The sequence below is a fragment of the Hymenobacter sp. 5317J-9 genome, assembly GCF_022921075.1.
GTDB lineage: Bacteria > Bacteroidota > Bacteroidia > Cytophagales > Hymenobacteraceae > Hymenobacter.
This window is the reverse complement of the sequence record NZ_CP095050.1, coordinates 3,140,162-3,158,982: the sequence shown is the minus strand read 5'-3', so window position 1 is coordinate 3,158,982 and position 18,821 is coordinate 3,140,162. Positions and strand designations below refer to the sequence as shown.

At 61.5% G+C, this 18,821-nt stretch carries 18 protein-coding genes; 14 read left to right on the top strand and 4 right to left on the bottom strand.

Annotated elements, in window-relative coordinates:
• The first annotated feature begins 101 nt into the window (after window positions 1–101).
• The gene (locus tag MUN81_RS13405; protein ID WP_245111134.1) at window positions 102–1,196 is read left to right on the top strand and encodes a PhoH family protein; all 1,095 of its coding nucleotides are present in this window, start codon (window positions 102–104) and stop codon (window positions 1,194–1,196) included.
• Between the two features lie 131 nt (window positions 1,197–1,327).
• Window positions 1,328–1,759, top strand: coding sequence for a GNAT family N-acetyltransferase (locus MUN81_RS13400; RefSeq protein ID WP_245111132.1), 432 nt, complete (start codon window positions 1,328–1,330; stop codon window positions 1,757–1,759).
• Window positions 1,760–1,822: 63 nt separating this feature from the next.
• Here the strand turns inward: MUN81_RS13400 and MUN81_RS13395 are convergent, their stop codons facing one another.
• On the bottom strand, window positions 1,823–2,506 hold the full coding sequence (locus MUN81_RS13395; RefSeq protein ID WP_280638279.1) for a phytanoyl-CoA dioxygenase family protein: 684 nt from the start codon (window positions 2,504–2,506) through the stop codon (window positions 1,823–1,825).
• Between the two features lie 371 nt (window positions 2,507–2,877).
• On the opposite strand from MUN81_RS13395, the gene MUN81_RS13390 reads away from it, so the two are divergent.
• The 10 genes from MUN81_RS13390 to MUN81_RS13345 all read left to right on the top strand — a co-directional run bounded on the left by MUN81_RS13390 (window position 2,878) and on the right by MUN81_RS13345 (window position 13,465).
• The gene (locus MUN81_RS13390) at window positions 2,878–5,145 is read left to right on the top strand and encodes a ComEC/Rec2 family competence protein (protein WP_245111129.1); all 2,268 of its coding nucleotides are present in this window, start codon (window positions 2,878–2,880) and stop codon (window positions 5,143–5,145) included.
• Window positions 5,146–5,362: 217 nt separating this feature from the next.
• Window positions 5,363–6,169 carry an enoyl-CoA hydratase/isomerase family protein gene (locus tag MUN81_RS13385; RefSeq protein WP_245111127.1) on the top strand — a complete coding sequence of 269 codons (807 nt, stop codon included), beginning with the start codon at window positions 5,363–5,365 and terminating at the stop codon, window positions 6,167–6,169.
• 125 nt (window positions 6,170–6,294) lie between these two features.
• A complete protein-coding gene (locus MUN81_RS13380) occupies window positions 6,295–6,804 on the top strand; it encodes a sterol desaturase family protein (protein WP_245111125.1) in 510 nt (169 codons plus the stop codon).
• Window positions 6,805–6,858: 54 nt separating this feature from the next.
• Complete coding sequence (locus tag MUN81_RS13375; RefSeq protein WP_245111124.1) at window positions 6,859–7,758, top strand: MerR family transcriptional regulator; 900 nt, start codon at window positions 6,859–6,861, stop codon at window positions 7,756–7,758.
• 253 nt (window positions 7,759–8,011) lie between these two features.
• The gene (locus MUN81_RS13370; RefSeq protein WP_245111122.1) at window positions 8,012–8,563 is read left to right on the top strand and encodes a sigma-70 family RNA polymerase sigma factor; all 552 of its coding nucleotides are present in this window, start codon (window positions 8,012–8,014) and stop codon (window positions 8,561–8,563) included.
• A gap of 209 nt (window positions 8,564–8,772) precedes the next feature.
• Window positions 8,773–10,251 (top strand): phytoene desaturase family protein, encoded by a 1,479-nt coding sequence (gene crtI / locus MUN81_RS13365; RefSeq protein WP_245117393.1) that lies wholly within the window; start codon window positions 8,773–8,775, stop codon window positions 10,249–10,251.
• The gene (locus MUN81_RS13360) at window positions 10,238–11,080 is read left to right on the top strand and encodes a phytoene/squalene synthase family protein (protein WP_245111121.1); all 843 of its coding nucleotides are present in this window, start codon (window positions 10,238–10,240) and stop codon (window positions 11,078–11,080) included. Before crtI ends, MUN81_RS13360 begins: the two co-directional genes overlap by 14 nt.
• A 191-nt stretch (window positions 11,081–11,271) precedes the next feature.
• Window positions 11,272–11,742 (top strand): hypothetical protein, encoded by a 471-nt coding sequence (locus tag MUN81_RS13355; protein ID WP_198977197.1) that lies wholly within the window; start codon window positions 11,272–11,274, stop codon window positions 11,740–11,742.
• Between the two features lie 103 nt (window positions 11,743–11,845).
• Window positions 11,846–12,697, top strand: coding sequence for a 4-hydroxy-3-methylbut-2-enyl diphosphate reductase (locus MUN81_RS13350; RefSeq protein WP_245111119.1), 852 nt, complete (start codon window positions 11,846–11,848; stop codon window positions 12,695–12,697).
• A gap of 30 nt (window positions 12,698–12,727) precedes the next feature.
• Window positions 12,728–13,465, top strand: coding sequence for a fatty acid desaturase (locus MUN81_RS13345; protein ID WP_245111118.1), 738 nt, complete (start codon window positions 12,728–12,730; stop codon window positions 13,463–13,465).
• Between the two features lie 203 nt (window positions 13,466–13,668).
• Here MUN81_RS13345 and MUN81_RS13340 read toward each other — a convergent pair whose 3' ends face one another.
• The 3 genes from MUN81_RS13340 to MUN81_RS13330 all read right to left on the bottom strand — a co-directional run bounded on the left by MUN81_RS13340 (window position 13,669) and on the right by MUN81_RS13330 (window position 17,029).
• Window positions 13,669–14,040: a heavy metal-associated domain-containing protein gene (locus tag MUN81_RS13340; RefSeq protein ID WP_245111116.1), complete on the bottom strand. Its 372-nt coding sequence runs from the start codon at window positions 14,038–14,040 to the stop codon at window positions 13,669–13,671.
• Between the two features lie 77 nt (window positions 14,041–14,117).
• Complete coding sequence (locus MUN81_RS13335) at window positions 14,118–16,493, bottom strand: TonB-dependent receptor (RefSeq protein WP_245111115.1); 2,376 nt, start codon at window positions 16,491–16,493, stop codon at window positions 14,118–14,120.
• A 98-nt stretch (window positions 16,494–16,591) separates the two neighbouring features.
• Window positions 16,592–17,029 (bottom strand): hypothetical protein, encoded by a 438-nt coding sequence (locus tag MUN81_RS13330; RefSeq protein ID WP_245111113.1) that lies wholly within the window; start codon window positions 17,027–17,029, stop codon window positions 16,592–16,594.
• Window positions 17,030–17,421: 392 nt separating this feature from the next.
• On the opposite strand from MUN81_RS13330, the gene mraZ reads away from it, so the two are divergent.
• Together mraZ and rsmH are read left to right on the top strand one after the other, a co-directional pair.
• Window positions 17,422–17,895 (top strand): division/cell wall cluster transcriptional repressor MraZ, encoded by a 474-nt coding sequence (gene mraZ / locus MUN81_RS13325; RefSeq protein WP_245111112.1) that lies wholly within the window; start codon window positions 17,422–17,424, stop codon window positions 17,893–17,895.
• Window positions 17,892–18,815, top strand: coding sequence for a 16S rRNA (cytosine(1402)-N(4))-methyltransferase RsmH (gene rsmH / locus MUN81_RS13320; protein ID WP_245111110.1), 924 nt, complete (start codon window positions 17,892–17,894; stop codon window positions 18,813–18,815). The genes mraZ and rsmH overlap by 4 nt, the downstream gene beginning before the upstream one ends.
• The last annotated feature ends 6 nt before the right edge of the window (window positions 18,816–18,821 follow it).

Genomic DNA, 18,821 nt, shown 5'->3' with positions numbered 1-18,821 from the left:
TTGTTCGTCCGCCCGAACCGGGGCAAAAGTAGCCGGTTTGTGCGGAAAGGCTTGTTTCTTTTTTGGCTGTTTCCCCGCCTTCTTTTCCCCTTCTCCCGCCCTTGGTCGAAAAAATCATCACCCTCGAAAACATGTCTCTGGTCGATTTCCTCGGCCCCGACAATCAGAATATCCGTCAGTTAGCTGCCGCTTTCCCGGGTTCCAAAATTATCAGCCGCGGCAACGAAATCAAGATTCAGGGCCAGCCGGCGGTCATCTCCCGCATCAACGATTTATTGTCGTCGCTCATCGAGCACTACCATCAGTACGGCCAGATTACCGACAAAACCGTCAACCAGTACCTCTCCGCCACCTCCGAAGAGGCCGAGGGACGGGTACTGGCTGCTTCGCCCGACGTCATTCTGTTCGGCGCCAAAGGCGGCGTTATCAAAGCCAAAACGCCCAACCAGCAAAAGCTGGTCGATACCGTGATGGCGCACGATTTGACGTTTACGCTGGGCCCCGCGGGCACCGGCAAAACCTATATTTCGGTGGCTCTGGCCGTGCGCGCCCTCAAAAACAAGGAGGTCAAGAAAATCATCATCTCGCGCCCCGTGGTAGAGGCCGGCGAAAGCCTCGGTTTCCTGCCCGGCGACATGAAGGAGAAAGTAGACCCTTACTTGCGCCCGATTTATGACGCTCTGGAAGACATGATTCCGGCCGAAAAGCTGAAGTTCTACCAGGAAAACAAAATCATCGAAATCGCCCCGTTGGCCTACATGCGTGGCCGCACGCTGAACAACGCCTTCGTGCTGCTTGATGAAGCTCAGAACACCACGCCCTCGCAACTGAAGATGTTTCTGACGCGCATGGGCCCCACCGCCAAAGTGATGGTGAACGGCGACCGCAGCCAGATTGACCTGCCCACCCGCCAGAAATCGGGCCTGCTGCAGGCGCTCGACATCCTGAAGAGCGTGCCCGGCATCGGCTACGTCGAGATGACGTCGGAAGACGTGGTGCGTCACCGTCTGGTAAAGGAAATTGTGGAAGCCTACGACCGGTACGACACCGAGGAAACCACCCGCCAGGCCCAGCAAAACGGTTCGGCGCGCCGCGATGAGCGCCACGAGCGCCGCCTGCGCGAGCAGGGCCTGCTGCCCGATGCCCCCGCTACCGACGAGCCCGAGCTGCCCGTGAACCACGAACAGGCGCTGTAGTTTTTCACGCATATGCTGTCATCCTGAGCGCAGCGAAAGACCTTCTCGCGTCAGAACAAATTGTTCAGGCGTGAGAAGGTCTTTCGCTGCGCTCAGGATGACGGTTTTTAAGTACCCTCATTAACACTGCCATGCCCGCCACCGCCTACCGCATCACCGACCTGCGCGACCTCGACGCCGCCTTCACCATCCGCGAGAAAGTGTTTCAGCAGGAGCAGGGCGTGCCGGCTGCCAAGGAGCACGACGTGCACGACCGCACCGATGCCCGCCACTACCTGGCCCGCGCCGCCGACGGCACGCCCGCTGGCGCCGCCCGCTGGCGCGAAACCGAAAACGGCGTGAAGCTGGAGCGGTTTGCCGTGCTATCCGATTTTCGCAATCAGGAAATCGGGGCGGCCCTGCTTCATGCCGTGCTGGCCGACGTGCAGGCCGAACTGCCCGACGCCGAGATTTACCTCAACGCCCAGTTGAGGGCCGTGCCCTTTTACGAGCGCCACGGCTTCCAAAAACAGGGGGAAATGTTTGAGGAAGCTAATATTCAGCACTACAAAATGGTGCTGTAGCGTGGACTCTGCGAGTCCATACCCGGGCGAACGTTCGCAACGCGTGGACACGCAGAGCCCACGCTACAGCAGCGCCGGGCGCTGCGTGATTTCGTGGTAGCAGATGTGGGCCTGGCTGAAGTAGTGGAACACCATGCTTTTGCGCGTCTGGGCTTTATCGAGGTGGGGCTCGCCGCCATGCATCAGGTTGGCGTGCCACACAAAGACGTCGCCTTTGCGGGCCAGGAAAACCTGCTTGGGCAGGCCGGCTTCGGCTATTTTCTGATTGATGTAGGCCTCGTACTCAGTGTATTCCTTGTCACCGATAAGCCAAGTAGTGCCTTCGTTCTGGTAGTCGGCGTTGAGGTAGTAGGGGAGCTTGTGGCTGCCGGGGTAGTAGTGCAGCGGGCCGTTGCCGGGCGTAATGTCTTCGAGCGCCACCCAGGCCGCCGCCATGCCCCCCAGCGGAAAGGTGCTCATGTGGATACTGTCGGAGTGGGTGCGCTGCTCGCTGCCGGTGAGAAAGTTAATGCTCTGAAATAGCGTGGTTTCGTGGCCCAGCAGGGCGGCCAATAGGCTGCGCAAAGCGCCTTCGCCCGCCTCCCGGATGCGGGCCGACTGCCGAAAGGCAAACATGAACTTGTTGCGGTAGCGCCGGCTGATTTGCCTGGTTTCGATGAGCTTCGCCAATTCGGCATTGATGCCGTCCACGGTGTCGGCGCTGAAAAAGCCCGGCAGCACCGCAAAGCCATTTTCTTCAAACGCCAGCAGGCTGGCCTGGCTGGCGGGGGCAGCGCCCGGAAGGCGGCCGTGGCCGCCAGCCGCTGGGGCAGCGGGGGCACGGGTGGCAGGCCCGCATCGGGCGCCAAGTGCCGGAAATCGCGGCTGCTGACGGGGGAGAAGTACTGCTTGTGCAGCCCCAGCTTCTGGTACAGGGGCACGTTGTGCCGCAGCCGGCGGGGTTGAAGCACGTTGTAGGCGGCGTAGCTAAGCTTGAGGCGGCGCAGAAAGGAGAGCATGGCAGGAAGAAATTGCCCGCCCAAATTACTAATTCTGCCAGTCCGATGGCCGGGCGCTTGGGCGGTATCGGGGCAAAGTCCTACATTGCCAATTCAATACGCTCTCTTTTTCTGCCATAAATGATTACCTGGGCCACGTTCCCATTCGTTCGCTACACGCCCGCGCTCATTGGCGGCATCGTGGCCTACCTCTACCTTGGCGAAGCCTGGCCGGAGCTCTGGCCCGTGGCCGTGGGAATGGCGGCGGCCACGATGCTGCTCATTGCCTGGGCCATTCGCCAACGCCGGCCGGCCGTCACCGATGCGGCCGGAGTGGTGGCCCTGCTGGCCGTTTTTCTGTTCGGGGCCGCCCTCACGCAGCGCGCCACTGAAAGCCGCCGGGCCGACCACCTCTTTCGGTTCGACACCCGCATTGACTGTTACCAGGCGGTGGTGGACGAAGCCACCGTGGTGCGCGCCGCCACCTTTGCCACCACGCTGCGGGTGCAGGCCGTGCGGGTAGATGGGCGCTGGCGCCGGGCCACGGGCGGCGTGCGGGTGTCGCTGCCGCGGGTGGCGGGCATTGCGCAGCCGCGCTACGGCGAGGTGTGGCTCATTCGCGGCCACCCCGACCCCAGCAAGCCGCCGCTGAACCCCGGCGAGTTCGACTACCGCCAGTACCTGGCCTATCGGCAGGTGTATCATCAGCAATACATTCACCCCGACCAGTACCGCGTGCTGCGCGTGGCGCCGCCCAATGTGCTGGTGTACTGGAGCATGACTTGCGCCGAGAAGCTCGATGGCGTTTTTCGTCAATACATTAAAGAGAAGCGCGAATACGCCATTGCTTCGGCGCTGGTGCTGGGCATCAAGGACGACGTGGATGGCGAAACCAAGCTGGCCTACAGCAGCACGGGTACCTCGCACATCATGGCCGTGAGCGGGCTGCAGGTGGGCCTGCTGTTTGCGGCCCTCACGGTGTTGCTGAAGCTGTTTTTTGCGCGGGTGCCAGGCTTCCGGCTGTGGTCGGCGCTGCTGGGCCTCACCGTCATCTGGAGTTACGCTTTCGTCACGGGGCTGTCGGCGTCGGTGTTGCGGGCCACGGTGATGTTCACCTTCCTCATCATCGGGCGGGCCTGGGGGCGCCAAAGCTCCATCTTTAATACGCTAGCCGTGGCGGCCTTTTTCCTACTGCTCTGGAATCCATTTCTGGTGGCCGACGTGGGGTTTCAACTGTCGTTTCTGGCGGTGCTCAGCATCGTGTACATCCAGCCGCGCATTGCTCGCTGGCTTGATGTGGAAGGGTATTTCTACGCCCGGCGGCGTCCCTGGCACCTCAAGCCGGTGCAGTGGGCCTGGCAGGGCAGCGGCTGGTTTCTCGATAAGGTGTGGCAGGCCGTGGCGCTGTCGCTGGCGGCGCAGGTGGCCACGTTTGCGCTGGGGCTGTACTATTTCCACCAGTTTCCGTTCAGCTTTCTGTTCTCCAACTTGGTGGCCGTGCCCATCTCGAGCGCGGCCGTGTACGTCGGGCTGGCCCTGCTGGCCGTGAAAGGGCTTGTGGCCTTTCCCAGCGTCTGGTTTCCGTCCATGGCCGGGTACCTGGATTGGGGGCCCAAAGCCGTGGCCTGGCTTTTTGAATGGATGGTGTGGGCGTTCAACGAATACATCTTCTTCATCAGCCGCTACTTTTCGGGTTGGGTGGTGCGCGAGATTCACGTTTCGGCCCTGCAAACGGTGCTCATCTTCGGCCTCATCGGCAGCTTTCTGGCCTGGCTCAACACCCGCCAGCTCAGCTGGCTGCGCGGCATGGCCCTGCTGCTGCTGTGCTACGCCGGCAGCCGCGTGGCCGAAGCCCGCACAGTGGCGCCCACCGAGGAATTCATCGTGTACAGCATTCCGCGGCGTTCGGCAGTGGGTTTTTGGCAGGGCGCCAGCGCCGAGTTTGTCACGCCCGATTCGGTGCCACTCAACGAAACGGAGCGCACCTACCGCCTGCTGCCGGGCATCATCCGGCGGGCTGCCCGGCGCACGCACTACAGCACCGGCTGGCGCGGCACCACCGTGCCCGTGCGGCGCCTGGCCGATGCCGACAGCGCCAAAGAAGCCCTTTATTGGCGGCCCGGCCCGGTGCTGCTGGCCCAATGGCGGGGCCTGCGCATCGGGTTTGTGTCAAACCGCATTGCCTCCGCCACCCAACCGGCGCCGGTCGATGTGCTGGTGCTGCGGCGCAATGCCCGCGTAAAGCCCGAAACGCTGGCCGCCGTGTTTGGCACTAAAGCGCGGGTGGTGTTCGATTCCAGCTGCAAAATCTGGTATGTGGCCCGGCAGGACTCGCTGCTGCGCGCCCGCGGTTTCCGCACCTGGGACGTGACGGCGCAGGGCGCTTTCCGGTGTGCGCCGCCGCTGTAGAAGTCCGCGCAGGCAACCCCAGCGGCCAGCCGGGCCGAGTTGGCTCTACTTCGGCGTTCGTCCAGTTTGCCAGGTCATTGGGTTTGCCCGGGCAGGGGTTTGGTCGAGCGAGGCCGACCAAGTGCGTCTTTTTTCCGTTAATTGCTCTGGTGATGCCACCTTTCCCCGGCGGTTGGCATCATGGTTACACCCATCCGCCCGCGCCAACTCCGCCCTCATGGAAGACCTGCTCACCCCCGAACTCGAAGCCCTTCGCTACATCCGCTACGAAGCCCAGGACCGCATCGGCTACATCACCCTGAACCGGCCCGACAAGCGCAACGCCCTGAACGCCGACGTGGTGACCGAGCTCAAGCAAGCCTTCGAGTTTGCCGAAAACGACGAGCACGTGAAAGTAATCGTGCTGCGCGCGGCCGGTGACGTGTTCTGCGCCGGCGCCGATTTGGCCTATATTCAGGACCTGCAGGGCTTCGGCTACACCGACAACCTGGAGGATTCCACGCACCTCATGCAGCTCTTCCACCAGATTTACACCCTCAAAAAGGTGGTGATAGGGCAGGTGCAGGGCCACGCGCTGGCCGGCGGCTGCGGGCTCGCCGCCATCTGCGACCTCACGTTTGCCGTGCCCGAGGCCAAGTTTGGCTACACGGAAGTAAAAATCGGGTTCCTGCCGGCCATCGTGAGTGTGTTTCTGGTGCGCAAAATCGGCGAAGCCCGCACCAAGCAGCTCCTGCTTACGGGCGATGTCATCCCGGCTCAGGCGGCCCTCGATATGGGGCTTATCACCTTCATGGTGCCCAAAGAGGAGCTCGCCGAAACGGTGAAAATCTACGCCCAGCGCCTCTGCCGCGAAAATTCGGCCCAGAGCATGGAGGTAACCAAGGAAATGCTGGCCCGCCTGCCCGAGTTGGACCTCGAAGAAGGCCTGCGCTACGCCGCCCAGCGCAACGCCGAAGCCCGCGGCTCGGAAGACTGCCGCCGCGGAATTGCAGCTTTTCTCAACAAAGAGAAAATCGGCTGGTAAGATTTTATGCATACGTGGTCAACGGTTAGTGATTGATGGAAGGCCAGCCGGCAATCCGCTACCCACTAACCGTTCATCATTCGCTGCGGTTGAAACATCCCGTTTCCCGTTCTGGTTAGTTGCCCATGACTGCATTCGCCGCCCTCGGCATCACGCTCGCCACCTTCGGATTCATGGAATTCTGGGCCTGGTTCATGCACAAGTACGTGCAGCACGGGCCCTTGTGGTTTTTGCACCGCTCGCACCACGTGCGGCACCCGCACCCGGTAGAGCGCAACGACTTGTTCTTTCTGATTTATGGCGGCATTTCGGCCGCGCTGTTCATCACCGGCGACAACGGCGCGCGTTGGTGGTTTTGGGTGGGCGTGGGCATTGCGGCCTACGGCACGGTGTACTTCTTCGTGCACGACGTGCTCATTCACGGCCGCCTGCGCTTCTGGAAAAAGTCCGACAATACCTACCTGCGGGCCCTCAACATGGCCCACAAAACCCACCACAAAACCCAGGGCCGCGACGGCTCGGCCGAGTTTGGCCTGCTGTGGGTGTCGCCCAAGTACCTGGAGCTGGCCCGCAAACGGCGCCAAAAACTAAAAAGCGAGAAAATGAAAACGGGCTCCGAAATGGGCCCGGGCTAGCAGCACGCGCCCGCTGCTTTTAACCTTCTTGCTATACCCTTTTCATACCCCACAATGGGCCACTTCTCCATCAGCGACTTAGAGCAGCTTTCGGGCATCAAGGCGCACACCATTCGGATGTGGGAGCAGCGCTACGGCCTGTTGCGGCCCGTGCGCACGGCCACCAACATTCGCACCTATTGCGAAGACGACCTGCGCCGCTTGCTCAACGTGACCACGCTGTGCAGCCGGGGGCAACGCATTTCGCAGGTGGCCCGCCTCAGCGACGACGAGATGCAGGCGGCCGTGCTGGCCTGTTGCCACGACGTGCACGACCACCATCAGCAGGTGAACGCGCTGCTGGCGGCCATGCTCGGATTTGAGGAGCAGCGCATCAATCAATTATTAAACGAAGCCAGCGCGCAGCTGGGCTTCGAGAACATGATGCTCAACGTGGCCTATCCGCTGCTCCAGCGCATCGGGCTGATGTGGCTGGCCGGCACCGTGAACCCGGCCCAGGAACACCTGCTGGCCCATTTGCTGCGCCAGAAGATGCTGGCCGCTACCGACGCGCTGCCCGGCGTGCCGGCCACGGCCCGGCGCTGGGTGCTGTTTTTGCCGGCCGAGGAGCTGCACGAGTTGGCCCTGCTCTTTATGAACTACGTGTTGCGCGCCCGGGGCCTGCACACCCTGTACCTAGGCCAGAACCTGCCGCTGGAAGAGCTGGACGCTGTGTGCCGCACCTACCAGCCCGACGCCGTGGCCACCGTGCTCACCACCCAGCCCGAGCGCAGCCGCGTGGGCGAATTCGCCGAAGCCGTGGCCGCCTGCTGCCCCGGCAAGCTGGTGGTGCTATACGGCCAGCTGGCCCGGCAGGAAGGCTTGGTGCTGCCCAAAAGCTGCGTTTCGCCGGCGCTGATGACCGATTTCCTGGCCCTGGTGGCCGAGCACGCCACCGAGCCGGTGGCAGCGTAAGCTAGGTTGTGCCGAAAAGCAAACCATCGGCGCAGTTTGCCTCGTAGCTGGAACGCCGGCCTGCGCGCCGGCTTCACAAAAGGGTAATGGCAAAAGTGGTTTTGGCGCCGGGGCGAAGCCCGGGTCGGGCGTACCTTGCCGCGCCTGCGAGCCACTAGTAGGCGTGCCGAACGAAATTATTTCGGCGGGGCTAGCTGATTTTGCGGCGGGCTCGTATATTTGTTTAACAATCGGCCACGAAAAGCTAAACAGCATGACTTCGCTAGAATTCACCTCGCAAGTGCAGAAGATTTCGCTCACCCTCCGGCCCGCCGCCATGAACTTGACGCGAGACGCTGATGATGCCAAGGATTTGGTGCAGGAAACCCTCCTCAAGGCCCTGCTCAACAAAGACAAGTTTAAAGCCGGTACCAACCTGAAGGCGTGGTTGTATACCATCATGCGCAACACCTTCATCAACAACTATAACAAGATTACCAAGCGCAGCTCCAACATCGATTCGACGGAGTATTTTCAGTATTTCAACACCGACCAGAACTACATCACCCACAACGGCGCGACGTCGGACTTTGTGGTGCGCGACATCAACGAGGCCATTGCCGGCCTGGGCACCGACTACCGCACGCCGTTCATGATGTACTACATTGGCTATAAGTACATGGAGATTGCCGAGAAGCTGCAGATTCCCATTGGCACTGTCAAAAACCGTATTCACATTGCCCGCAAGGAGTTGAAGTCGGCCCTACAGGTGTACGCGCCGGTGGGCGCCTCGGCCGCCGATGCCACCGAAGTAGTTGAAGACTAGCTTTTGGCTGTAAGTGCTTTGGCCGCCGGCCTTGTTGCTGCTCGCGCGGCGCGGGGCCGGCGGTTTGTTTTTCCGGGCGACTTTCGCTTTTCATTCATCCAGATTCTTTCCTGCTTTTGTCTTCAACCGCCGCCACCACTGCTGCCAGCGTTGCCGTCAATGCGGCTATTCATGCCGCCACTCACGTCGCCCGCCCGCCCGAATCGGGTTTGCCGAAGCAAGCCGTTGTTATCGGGGCGGGCTTTGCTGGGCTGGCCGCTGCCACCACGCTGGCCCAGGCCGGCTGGCGCGTCACCATCCTGGAAAAGAACGAAGGCCCCGGCGGACGGGCGCGGGTTTTCCGTGCCCAAGGCTTCACCTTCGACATGGGCCCCAGCTGGTACTGGATGCCCGACGTGTTTGAGAAGTACTTCGCCCGCTTCGGCAAAAAAGTGGCCGACTATTACGAGCTGGTGCGCCTCGACCCGTCGTATCAGGTAATCTTTCGGGGGCCCGAGGCGGTGGACATTCCGGCCCGGATGAGCGAGCTGCGGGCGCTGTTTGAGCGCTACGAGCCCGGCAGCGCCGCCCGCCTCGACGAGTTTCTGAAGCAGGCGGCCTACAAGTACGAAGTGGGCATCAACCGGCTGGTGTATGCGCCCAGCCGCTCCGTATTTGAGTTTGCCGACCCCAAGCTGCTGGTCGACATGGTTCGCATGGACGTGCTGCAAAGCATGCACAAGCACGTGCGGCGCTTCTTTAAAGACCCGCGCCTGCTGGAGCTGGTGGAGTTTCCCATCCTGTTTCTGGGTGCCACGTCGGAGAACACCCCCGCCTTATACTCGCTGATGAACTACGCCGACCTGGCGCTGGGCACCTGGTACCCCAAGGGCGGCATGCACAAGATTGTGGAAGGCATGGTGCGCCTGGCCGAGGAGTTGGGCGTGGAAATCCGCTACAATCAGGAAGTGACGGAAATAGCGGTGGCAAACGGCCGCAGCACCGGCGTGCGCACCGCCAGCGGATTCTTCGCCGCCGATGCCGTGATGGCCGGGGCCGACTACCACCACATTGAGCAGGAAGTACTGGCACCCGAGTACCGGCATTACGATGCTAAGTATTGGGAATCACGCGTTATGGCCCCGTCGAGCCTGTTGTTCTATCTGGGGGTGAACCGCAAGCTGGACAAGCTGCGGCACCACAACCTCTTTTTTGACGAGGACCTGACCCAGCACGCCCGCGAGATTTACGAGCAGCCGCAGTGGCCCACCAAGCCGCTCTACTACGCCTCGGTGCCCAGCAAAACCGACCCCACCGTGGCCCCCGAAGGGCAGGAAAACCTGTTTTTGCTCATCCCGGTAGCCCCGGGCCTGACCGATGACGAAGCCACCCGCGAGCGGTACTACGACCTGCTGATGGACCGGCTCGAAAAGCACTGCGGCCACCCCATCCGCGAGCACGTGGTGTTCAAGCGCAGCTACGCCCACCGCGACTTCATGGCCGACTACCACAGCTTCAAAGGCAATGCTTACGGTTTGGCGAATACCCTCCGGCAAACGGCTATTCTGAAGCCCACCCTCAAGAGCAAAAAAGTCAGTAATTTGTATTTCACCGGCCAACTCACCGTGCCCGGACCGGGCGTGCCGCCCTCGTTAATTTCGGGCCAGGTGGTGGCGGGAGAAGTTTTGAAAGAAAATGGACCACGTTAAACTCTTCACCGACACCAGCCTGGCTTGCAGCAAACTCATCACGGGGCGCTACAGCACTTCGTTCACGCTGGGCATTCGCACGCTCGACGAGCGCCTGCACCTGCCGGTGTACGCCGTGTATGGGTTTGTGCGCTGGGCCGATGAAATCGTGGACACCTTTCATGACCATGACAAGGCCGCGCTACTGGCCGATTTCCGCCGCCAGACCTACGAGGCCCTGGACACGGGCCTGAGCTTCAACCCGGTGCTGCACGCGTTTCAGCACGTGGTGCGCCGCTACGGCATCGACCGCGAGTTCATCGAGGCCTTCCTGCACAGCATGGCGCTCGATTTGGAGGACCAGAACTACCACCCCGACCTCTACAACGAGTACATCTACGGCTCGGCCGAAGTGGTGGGGCTGATGTGCCTGCGGGTGTTTTGCGACGGTGACGACGCGCTGTTTGAGCGCCTGCGTGAGCCGGCCCGGCGGCTGGGGGCGGCATTTCAGAAAGTCAATTTTCTGCGCGACATCCGCTCCGACTACGAGGAGCGGGGCCGCGTATACTTCCCCGGCGTGGTGTACCAGCGCTTCAACGACGCCACCAAGAGCGAGATTGAGGTCGACATCAAGGCCGATTTTGAAGCCGCCTACGCGGGCATTCAGCAGCTGCCGCGCTCGGCCAAGCTGGGCGTGTATTTGGCCTATGTGTACTACCTGAAGCTGTTTTATAAAATCAAAAAGCTGCCGGCGGCCCGCATCCTGGGTGAGCGGGTGCGGGTGCCCGACAACACCAAGCTGCTGCTGCTGCTGGGCTCGTATTTCCGCTACCGGCTGTCGCGCATCTGAGCGGGTCGGCCGGGCCCGCTTACCAGTGAGCTGAATTCTTTGAAGCCTGAAGTAGTTTTGCTCCCATGAATGCTTTGTTTCGACGCGGCTTGGGCCTGCTGCTTGTGCCGATGGCGTGCAGCTTTGCTCCCGCGAGCGGCCTTGCGGCGGCCCGCGTTTCCTCTACTAATCCCTCTTTCCCGACCCTTTCCGTGGCTTCTCCTTACCATCCTTCCGTACTCCGCCGCCACTACGAGCAGGCCGCCGCCGACAAAGCCGCGGGCGAAAAATTCTATAAGCTCCTGGCCGATTACAAGGACCGCGACGCGCTGGTGCTGGGCTACAAGGGCGCGGCCGAGGCCATCCGGGCCCGCGATGCGTCGATGTTCAACAAACTGACCTATGTGCAGGACGCCGCCCGCACCTTCGAGCAGGCCGTGAGCCTGGACCCTCGCAACCCCGAAATCCGGTTTCTGCGTTTTTCGGTCGAAAGCAACCTGCCGGCCTTTCTGGGCCTGAGCAAGCACGTCGACGAAGACAAGGAAATGTTGCTCAACGCGGCCCTGAGCCACCCCAAATCGGGGCTCGATGCCGAGGCTTTCCGCACGGTGCGCAGCTTCTTGGTGGACCGTGGCCACGTGAGCGACGAGCAGGCCCAGCGCCTGAGCCGCGTGGCCGAGTAAACCGAAAACCGGTTTGCGCGGTTCTGACGTAGTTTTTGGCGCCCGCCAAAAACGTTTCCGGCGGTCACAACCTTAACCGTGGTTTCGCGGTTTGTCCTGACGTATGCCCCACTTGCACCTCAGCGTCCGCATCGACCCCAACTCCGGCTTTTGCTTCGGCGTGATTTACGCCATTCAAATGGCCGAAGACCTGCTCGACGAGCAGGGCTACCTCTATTGCCTGGGCGACATCGTGCACAACGACGAGGAGGTGCAGCGCCTGGAAGCGCGCGGCCTGCGCATCATCTGCCACGAAAAGCTGGCCGAGCTACGCAATGAGGCCGTGCTCATTCGGGCCCACGGCGAGCCCCCGGCCACCTACCAGATGGCCATGGAAAACAACCTGACGCTGATTGACGCCAGCTGCCCCGTGGTGCTCAAGCTGCAGAATCGCATCAAGGCGAGCTACGACCGCAAGGAGAAAATCTTCATCTACGGCAAGCACGGCCACGCCGAAGTGCTGGGCCTGCTGGGCCAGACCGGCGGCGACGCCGTGGTGTTTGAAAGCATCGACGAGCTGCTGCGCCACGAGCTGCCCGAAAATATCACGCTCTACAGCCAGACCACCAAAAGCACCAACAGCTTCTACAACATCAAGGGCGAACTGGAAGGCCGTGGTTACCAAGTGAATGCCAACGACACCATTTGCCGCCAGGTGAGCAACCGCGACAAGGACCTGCGGCGCTTCGCCGCGCAGTTCGACCAGATTGTGTTCGTGTCGGGCACCAAAAGCTCCAACGGCAAGGTGCTCTACCAGGTGTGCAAGGAAACCAACCCGCAAACCCATTTCATCTCGAACGTGGGCGAAATTCAGCCGGAGTGGTTTCAGCCGGGGCAGTCGGTGGGCATTTGCGGCGCCACCAGCACGCCCATGTGGCTGATGGAGCAAGTGCGCGACCAGCTGCTAAGTTTGTAATTCAACCTCACGGTTTACTCGCTGTTGCCCATGCAAACTGCTTCCTATCCGTCGGCATCGCCGCTCACCCGCCGTGTGGTGCCCGAGCCGCTGGGCTTGAAAGGCGTAGCGGTGGCGGTGGCGGTGGGCGTGTGCTGGGCGACGTTGCTGAGCTTTTTGCTGGCGTGGTACCGGCCCGACTGGCATAGTCCGGCCCCGTATCTGCTGGTGCTGCTCCAAACGCACCTCTACACCGGCTTATTCATCACTGCGCACGATGCCATGCACGGCTTAGTAAGCCCCAACAAACGGCTCAATAATGCCATCGGCACCTTGGCGGCCGGGCTGTTTGCCTACAACTGGTTTCCGGGCCAGCTGCCCAAGCACCACGCCCACCACCGCCACGTGGGCACGCAGGACGACCCTGATTTTCACGACGGCCGCCACCCCGGCTTCCTGCCCTGGTTCCTGCGCTTCGCCTGGAACTACGTGACCTGGTGGCAGGTGCTGCTGATGGCGGCCACCTATAACGTGCTGAAGCTGTTTTTCCCGCAGGCCAACGTCATTGCCTTCTGGATGATACCGGCTATTCTGGCCACGGTCCAGCTCTTTTTCTTTGGCACCTACCTGCCGCACCGCGGCGAGCACGCGCCCGATAACCCGCATAAATCGCGCAGCCAGTTTCGGCACCACCTGTGGGCCTTTGTGAGCTGCTACTTCTTCGGGTATCACTACGAGCACCACGACCAGCCCTATCTACCCTGGTGGCGGCTGTGGAAATCGAAATAGCCCTGCCGTCATTGTGAGGCAGCAGGCCATAGTAATCTTTCCTCGCTGAGCGGCTGGCCCTGAGTTGTGGCAAGCGCTTATCCATATACAAAACTTAAAGAAAAAAGCCCCGACTTCATTCAGAGCCGGGGCTTTTCACATTAATTAGGTAAGTCGCTGAGAACAGAACGGATTGCTTCGCTGCGCTCGCAATGACGGCAGGCTTAGTGTATAGCGTTGGTTTTCTTGCAGCAGTCGGGCAGGCGGCTGTAGGCGCGGGCATCGGCGGTAAGCTGGTCGGCGTCGTAGCCGGTTTTTTGCACGGCGGTGCGCAGGGCATCGGGCGTGGTTTTGTCGGCTTTGTAGGTCACGGTGAGCACCTTGGTGGGCACATCGAGCGTGGCCGACTGCACGCCTTTCTCATAAGCCAGGCTTTTTTCAAGGCGGGCTTTGCACATGTCGCACACGGCCGAAGTTTTGAACTGGACAGTGGCGGTGCCAGCCGGTTTGGCCGAGGCGGCGGGAGTGGTTTGGGCGTGGGCGCTGGGCGAGGAACTCAATAGTGCAAGCAGCGGCAGCAGGAGGAAGAATTTCATAAGTCTAAAATTGAAAAGCTTGGGTGAGGCAGCCATAACAAAATTGCTGCCGGAAAAATTAGCGAAAACCGGCGTCACTACTCAATGCGGTAGCGCAGGCCCAGGTAGGTGAGGCGGCCATACACCGGCCCCCACGACATGGCCGCGTCGAAAGTGGGCCCGAACGGATTGGCGGCGCCATCAATAGGATTGGACTGCCGATAGTTGGTCAGGTTTTCCACGCCGGCATACACGTCGAGGCGCTTGAAGCCGCGGGTGAGCTGGGCATTAAGCAGGGCGTAGCGCGGCGAGGTTTCGGGCGTGTATTCCTGGCCCGTGCCGTGTGCGTGGGTGCTGCTGATGTGCGCCAGCGGCCGTTGGCCAAACCACTGCACCGTAAAGTCTCCCCGCCACTTATCGAAGGCGCTGGCGTAGCCCAAGTTCAGGAAGGCGCGGTGCTTGGGGGTGAGGGGCTTGGGCAGCAGTACGCCGTCGTAGGTGGTGCGCACGTCGAGGTACTTGTAGGCCCCCTTCACTTGCAGGCCCTTCACGGGCTCTACCTGCAGCTCGCCCTGCAGGCTGCGGGCGAAGGAGCGCCCGCCGGCTCCCAGATTGTCGATGAATACGTAGCGCGCGGCCGTGTACATGTCGGCCACCACCTGGTTGTCGAACTCGGTGTGATAGTAGTCGACCACAAACGTGGCCGGCCGCCCCAGCACCGTGAAGTACTGCGTGGCGCTGCCGCCCACGTTCCAAGCCCGCTCGGGCTGCAGGTTGGGGCTGATGTTGAACTCTCGGGCGCTCGCGAGCAGGGAGGCGTTGTCGGCAATGGGATTGGCCACGCGGAAGCCGCGGCCGGCGGCCAGGCGCAGCACGGTGTTTTTGGCCACGTCGTACTTCACGTTGAGGCGGGGCGTCACCTGCCAGCCGTACAGATTGTGGCGGTCGGCCCGCAGGCCGGCTACCAGGGTCAGGTTGCGGCTGTTTTGGTAGGTGTACTCGGCAAAGGCGCCGGGCACCAGCTCGCGTCGGCTGAAATTCTCCTGCGGGCCTTCAAAAAGGTACTTGCGGCCCGAGGTGAGGCGCTCCTGGTAGTCGTCGTATAAGAAGCTCAGGCCCGCCCGGTACACGTGCGCCGTGTTGCCAATCACGCTCTGGAACAGCAGCGTGCCCAGCCCCGTGCGCTGCGTACCATCGTAGTCGCGCATGGTGCGGTTGGTGGTGGCGATGGGCGGCAGGTTGGGTTCGAAGGTGTACGTGTCGTAGCCGTAAGAATAGCGCGAGGTGAAGTCGTGGCTCGTGCCGCTCAGCAGCAGGCCCAGGCTTTGGAAGGGGCGGCTGGGCCAGGTGTAGGAAGTTTTGGCGTAGCCCGTGTAGCGGGTGGTAGCCTGCGTGGTGCCGTAGTTGGCCAGAAAGGACGCTTCGCCGGTGTCGCGGAAACCCAGTTGGCCCCCTTGCCGGGTTTCGCGCAGGGCGCCCAGGCCCACTTCGCTCACCACGCCGTGGCCCGACTGGTACTTCCACTTGTTGAAGGCATTGAACTGCGTAGCCAGCGGCAAATCGAGAAAGCCGTCTTTGTTGCGGTCTACGCGGTTGCCGAGGTGGTCGGAGTGCAGCAGCAGCACCGTGCTCCACTTGGGGTTGATGCGGGCCGAGGTGTTGAGGTTGAGGTCGAACTTGCCTAGGTCGTTGACATAGGCGTTGAACAGCAGCTGGTCGGTTTTCTCGGGCTCCTTCAGCTTCACATTTACCTGCCCCGAAATGGCCTCGTATCCATTCACCACCGAGCCCGTGCCCTTGATGATTTCAATGTTGTCAATCCACGGCCCGGCCAGGTAGCCCAGCCGATAGGGCGCGGCCAGGCCCCGCAGCGCGGGCTGGTTGTCCACGGTCAGCAGCGAGTAGCTGCCGTCCAGGCCCAGCAGCTGAATCTGTTTGGCACCCGATACGGCATCGGACGTCGTGACCTCCACCGAGGCGTTGGTTTCGAAGCTTTCGGCCAGGTTGCAGCAGGCCGATTTGGTCAGGTCGCGGCTCGAAATAACCTGCACGTTGGCCGGCGTCAGGGCCGAGTAGGAGGGGCCGCGCGCGGTCACGGTCACCTCGCTCAGCTCCTGGCCGGGGCGCAGGGCCACCCGCAGGTAGGGCGCGCCGGTAGCGGCCACGGCCACGGTGTCGGCGCGGTAGCCCAAGGCCTGCACCACCAGCCGCGACGCGGCCCGCGCCGGCCGGGTTATGGAGAATCGGCCGGCCCCGTCGGAGCTGGCCGTCACCACCGGGTCGGAAGCCTCAGGGGCATCGAAGAGCCAGCGCAGCACCGCGCCGGGCAGGGGAGTGGCTTTGCCGGCTTCGGTGATTTCGCCGCGCACCGGCGCAATGGCAGCCGACTGGGCCAGCGCCCGTTGCGGCTGCAGGGCACCGAGGCCCGCGAAAAAAGCGAATAGCAGCGGGAAAGCCCCGCAAGTGGATTTCATAAGTTCTGTAAGTTAAGGCATTCTGAAATTTCGCAGCCCATGCCACGAACACACCCGGGCTTGCTGCCGGAGCAGCCACGCACGGCTTTTCAGAATTCCTAAACCACCAGCTTACAAACGAATGCCAGCAACGTGCGCCCTGCCTTGGGAGGGGGCGAGGCATCGGCCGCCATCCACCGGGGCTCCCGGCTGAACCGGGCCACGAACGCACCAGCCAGTGGACGGGGATGTTCGGGCAATACCGCCGCGAATTGCGGCGTGGGCACCAGTATTTTGGCCGCCAGCTCGTGGGCCGGCGACGAAAGCTTGTGCAGCTGCTTGCTGAAATCGCAGCAGTTGTCCTTGGCCGCCGGCGCGGCGGGGGCCATGTCGGCGGTGCAGCCGCGTAGCTCGGCGGGGCCGGCCATCGATACCGCCACGGTGCTCCGGCCGCTCATGCGGCAGGTCAGGCGCTGCACCGTGAGGCCCACCGAGGTGATGAGCACCAATACGGCCAGCACTACGCAAAGCGAACGGCGGATGCGGGAATGTTGCACAGCCACAAAGGTACAACAGCTACTTTGGAGGAGGGCGTACACAACCACAGTGCCGCGCGTTCAATATTCCTGCCTTTGGAGCCTGGTAGTGGCTGCGACTGCTTGCGTGCTGGCCCGGCTGGCCGCGATGCTGTCAGGCCGCAATCACCGGCGAGCGCACTTGTATGCGGTCTTTTCTCACCAGTAGTTGCTCTGACATTTTGTCCCGTTGGATGTGGATTTGTGGTTTTCTCTCCACGCACGCGGCACTGGAAAACTGTAAAAGTGGCTATTAATGAATAGCAAGAGGCTTTTTTGAAACGTGGTAGAAAGTGGTAAATGGTGGTTGAATTCCACTGGGCTTCCCGTACATTTGCCCATGTCGCCTGTTTGCCTCCCTGGCGTCTATGCTTATGAACCTGTTGTCCGGCGAATATGAATGCAAGCTTGACCCCAAGGGGAGGCTTGTGTTGCCGGCCAAGGTGAAGAGCAACCTCCCCGAACAATCCGGAAATCAACTGGTGCTGGTGCGTGGCTTTGAGCCTTGCCTGGTGTTGTACCCGCGGGCAGCCTGGCGGGTCATTCACGAAAAGGTGATGGCCCTCGATGAATTTAACGAAGAGTACCGGCAATTTCAGCGCAACTTTTTCCGGGGCATGACTGAAGTAGAGCTTGACTCTATCAGTCGCTTCATGTTGCCACGCAGCATGTTACGCTATGCTGGGATTGAGAAAGAAGCAATAATTGTTGGCTTGGGAAACCGTTGCGAAATTTGGGACCCCACTCGCTACGACGAGTTTCTCATCAAAGACCAGCAAAGCTTTAGCAAATTGGCGCAGAAGTTTTTATCCGTTGAAACGCCGCCGCAGAACGGCCCCACCGCATGAGCGACTACGCCAACGACAGTGCTTACCACCGCCCCGTGATGCTGGCCGAATGCCTGGCCGGCCTCGGCCTGCGGCCCGACGGCCGCTACGTGGACGTGACCTTTGGTGGGGGAGGGCACTCGGCCCGCATTCTTGAAAAACTCAGCACCGGCCACCTCTACAGCTTCGACCAGGATTCCGATGCGGAAGCCGAGGCACAGAAACTGGCAAGGCCGCAGTTTACATTTGTAAAGTCAAACTTTCGACATTTATACGCTGAGCTTGAGTCAATTAGCGCATTGCCCGTTGACGGCTTGCTGGCTGATTTAGGAGTGAGCTCGCACCAGTTTGATACGCCCGAACGGGGCTTTTCGACCCGCTTCGACGGGCCGCTCGACATGCGCATGGACCCGGACGGTCCCCTCACCGCCGCCGACATTCTGAACGACTATAAGGAAGCCGACCTGCATCGCATCTTCGGCATGTATGGCGAGGTAACCAACGCCCGCACCCTGGCCAATACCGTCGGCGCGGCCCGCCGCGGCCGCCGCCTCGAAACCATTGCCGAGCTCAAGCAGGCCATTGTGCCGTGCACCCCCCGCGGCAAGGAGAACAAGTACCTGGCACAGGTTTTCCAGGCCCTGCGCATCGAAGTGAACCAGGAAATGCAGGCGCTGCAGGAAATGCTGCTGCAAACCGCCGACGTGCTGCGGCCCGGCGGGCGGCTGGTGGTGCTCAGCTACCATTCCCTCGAAGACCGGCTGGTGAAAAATTTTATCGCCAAGGGCAAGTTTTTTGGCGAAGTTGAAAAAGACTTCTTTGGCAATGAAAGCAAGCCGTTTGAGGCCCTGAACCGCAAGCCGGAAGAGGCTGACCCCGCCGAAGTGGCCGTGAACAGCCGGGCCAGAAGTGCTAAATTGCGGGTTGCCGTGAAGATGTAAAACCTC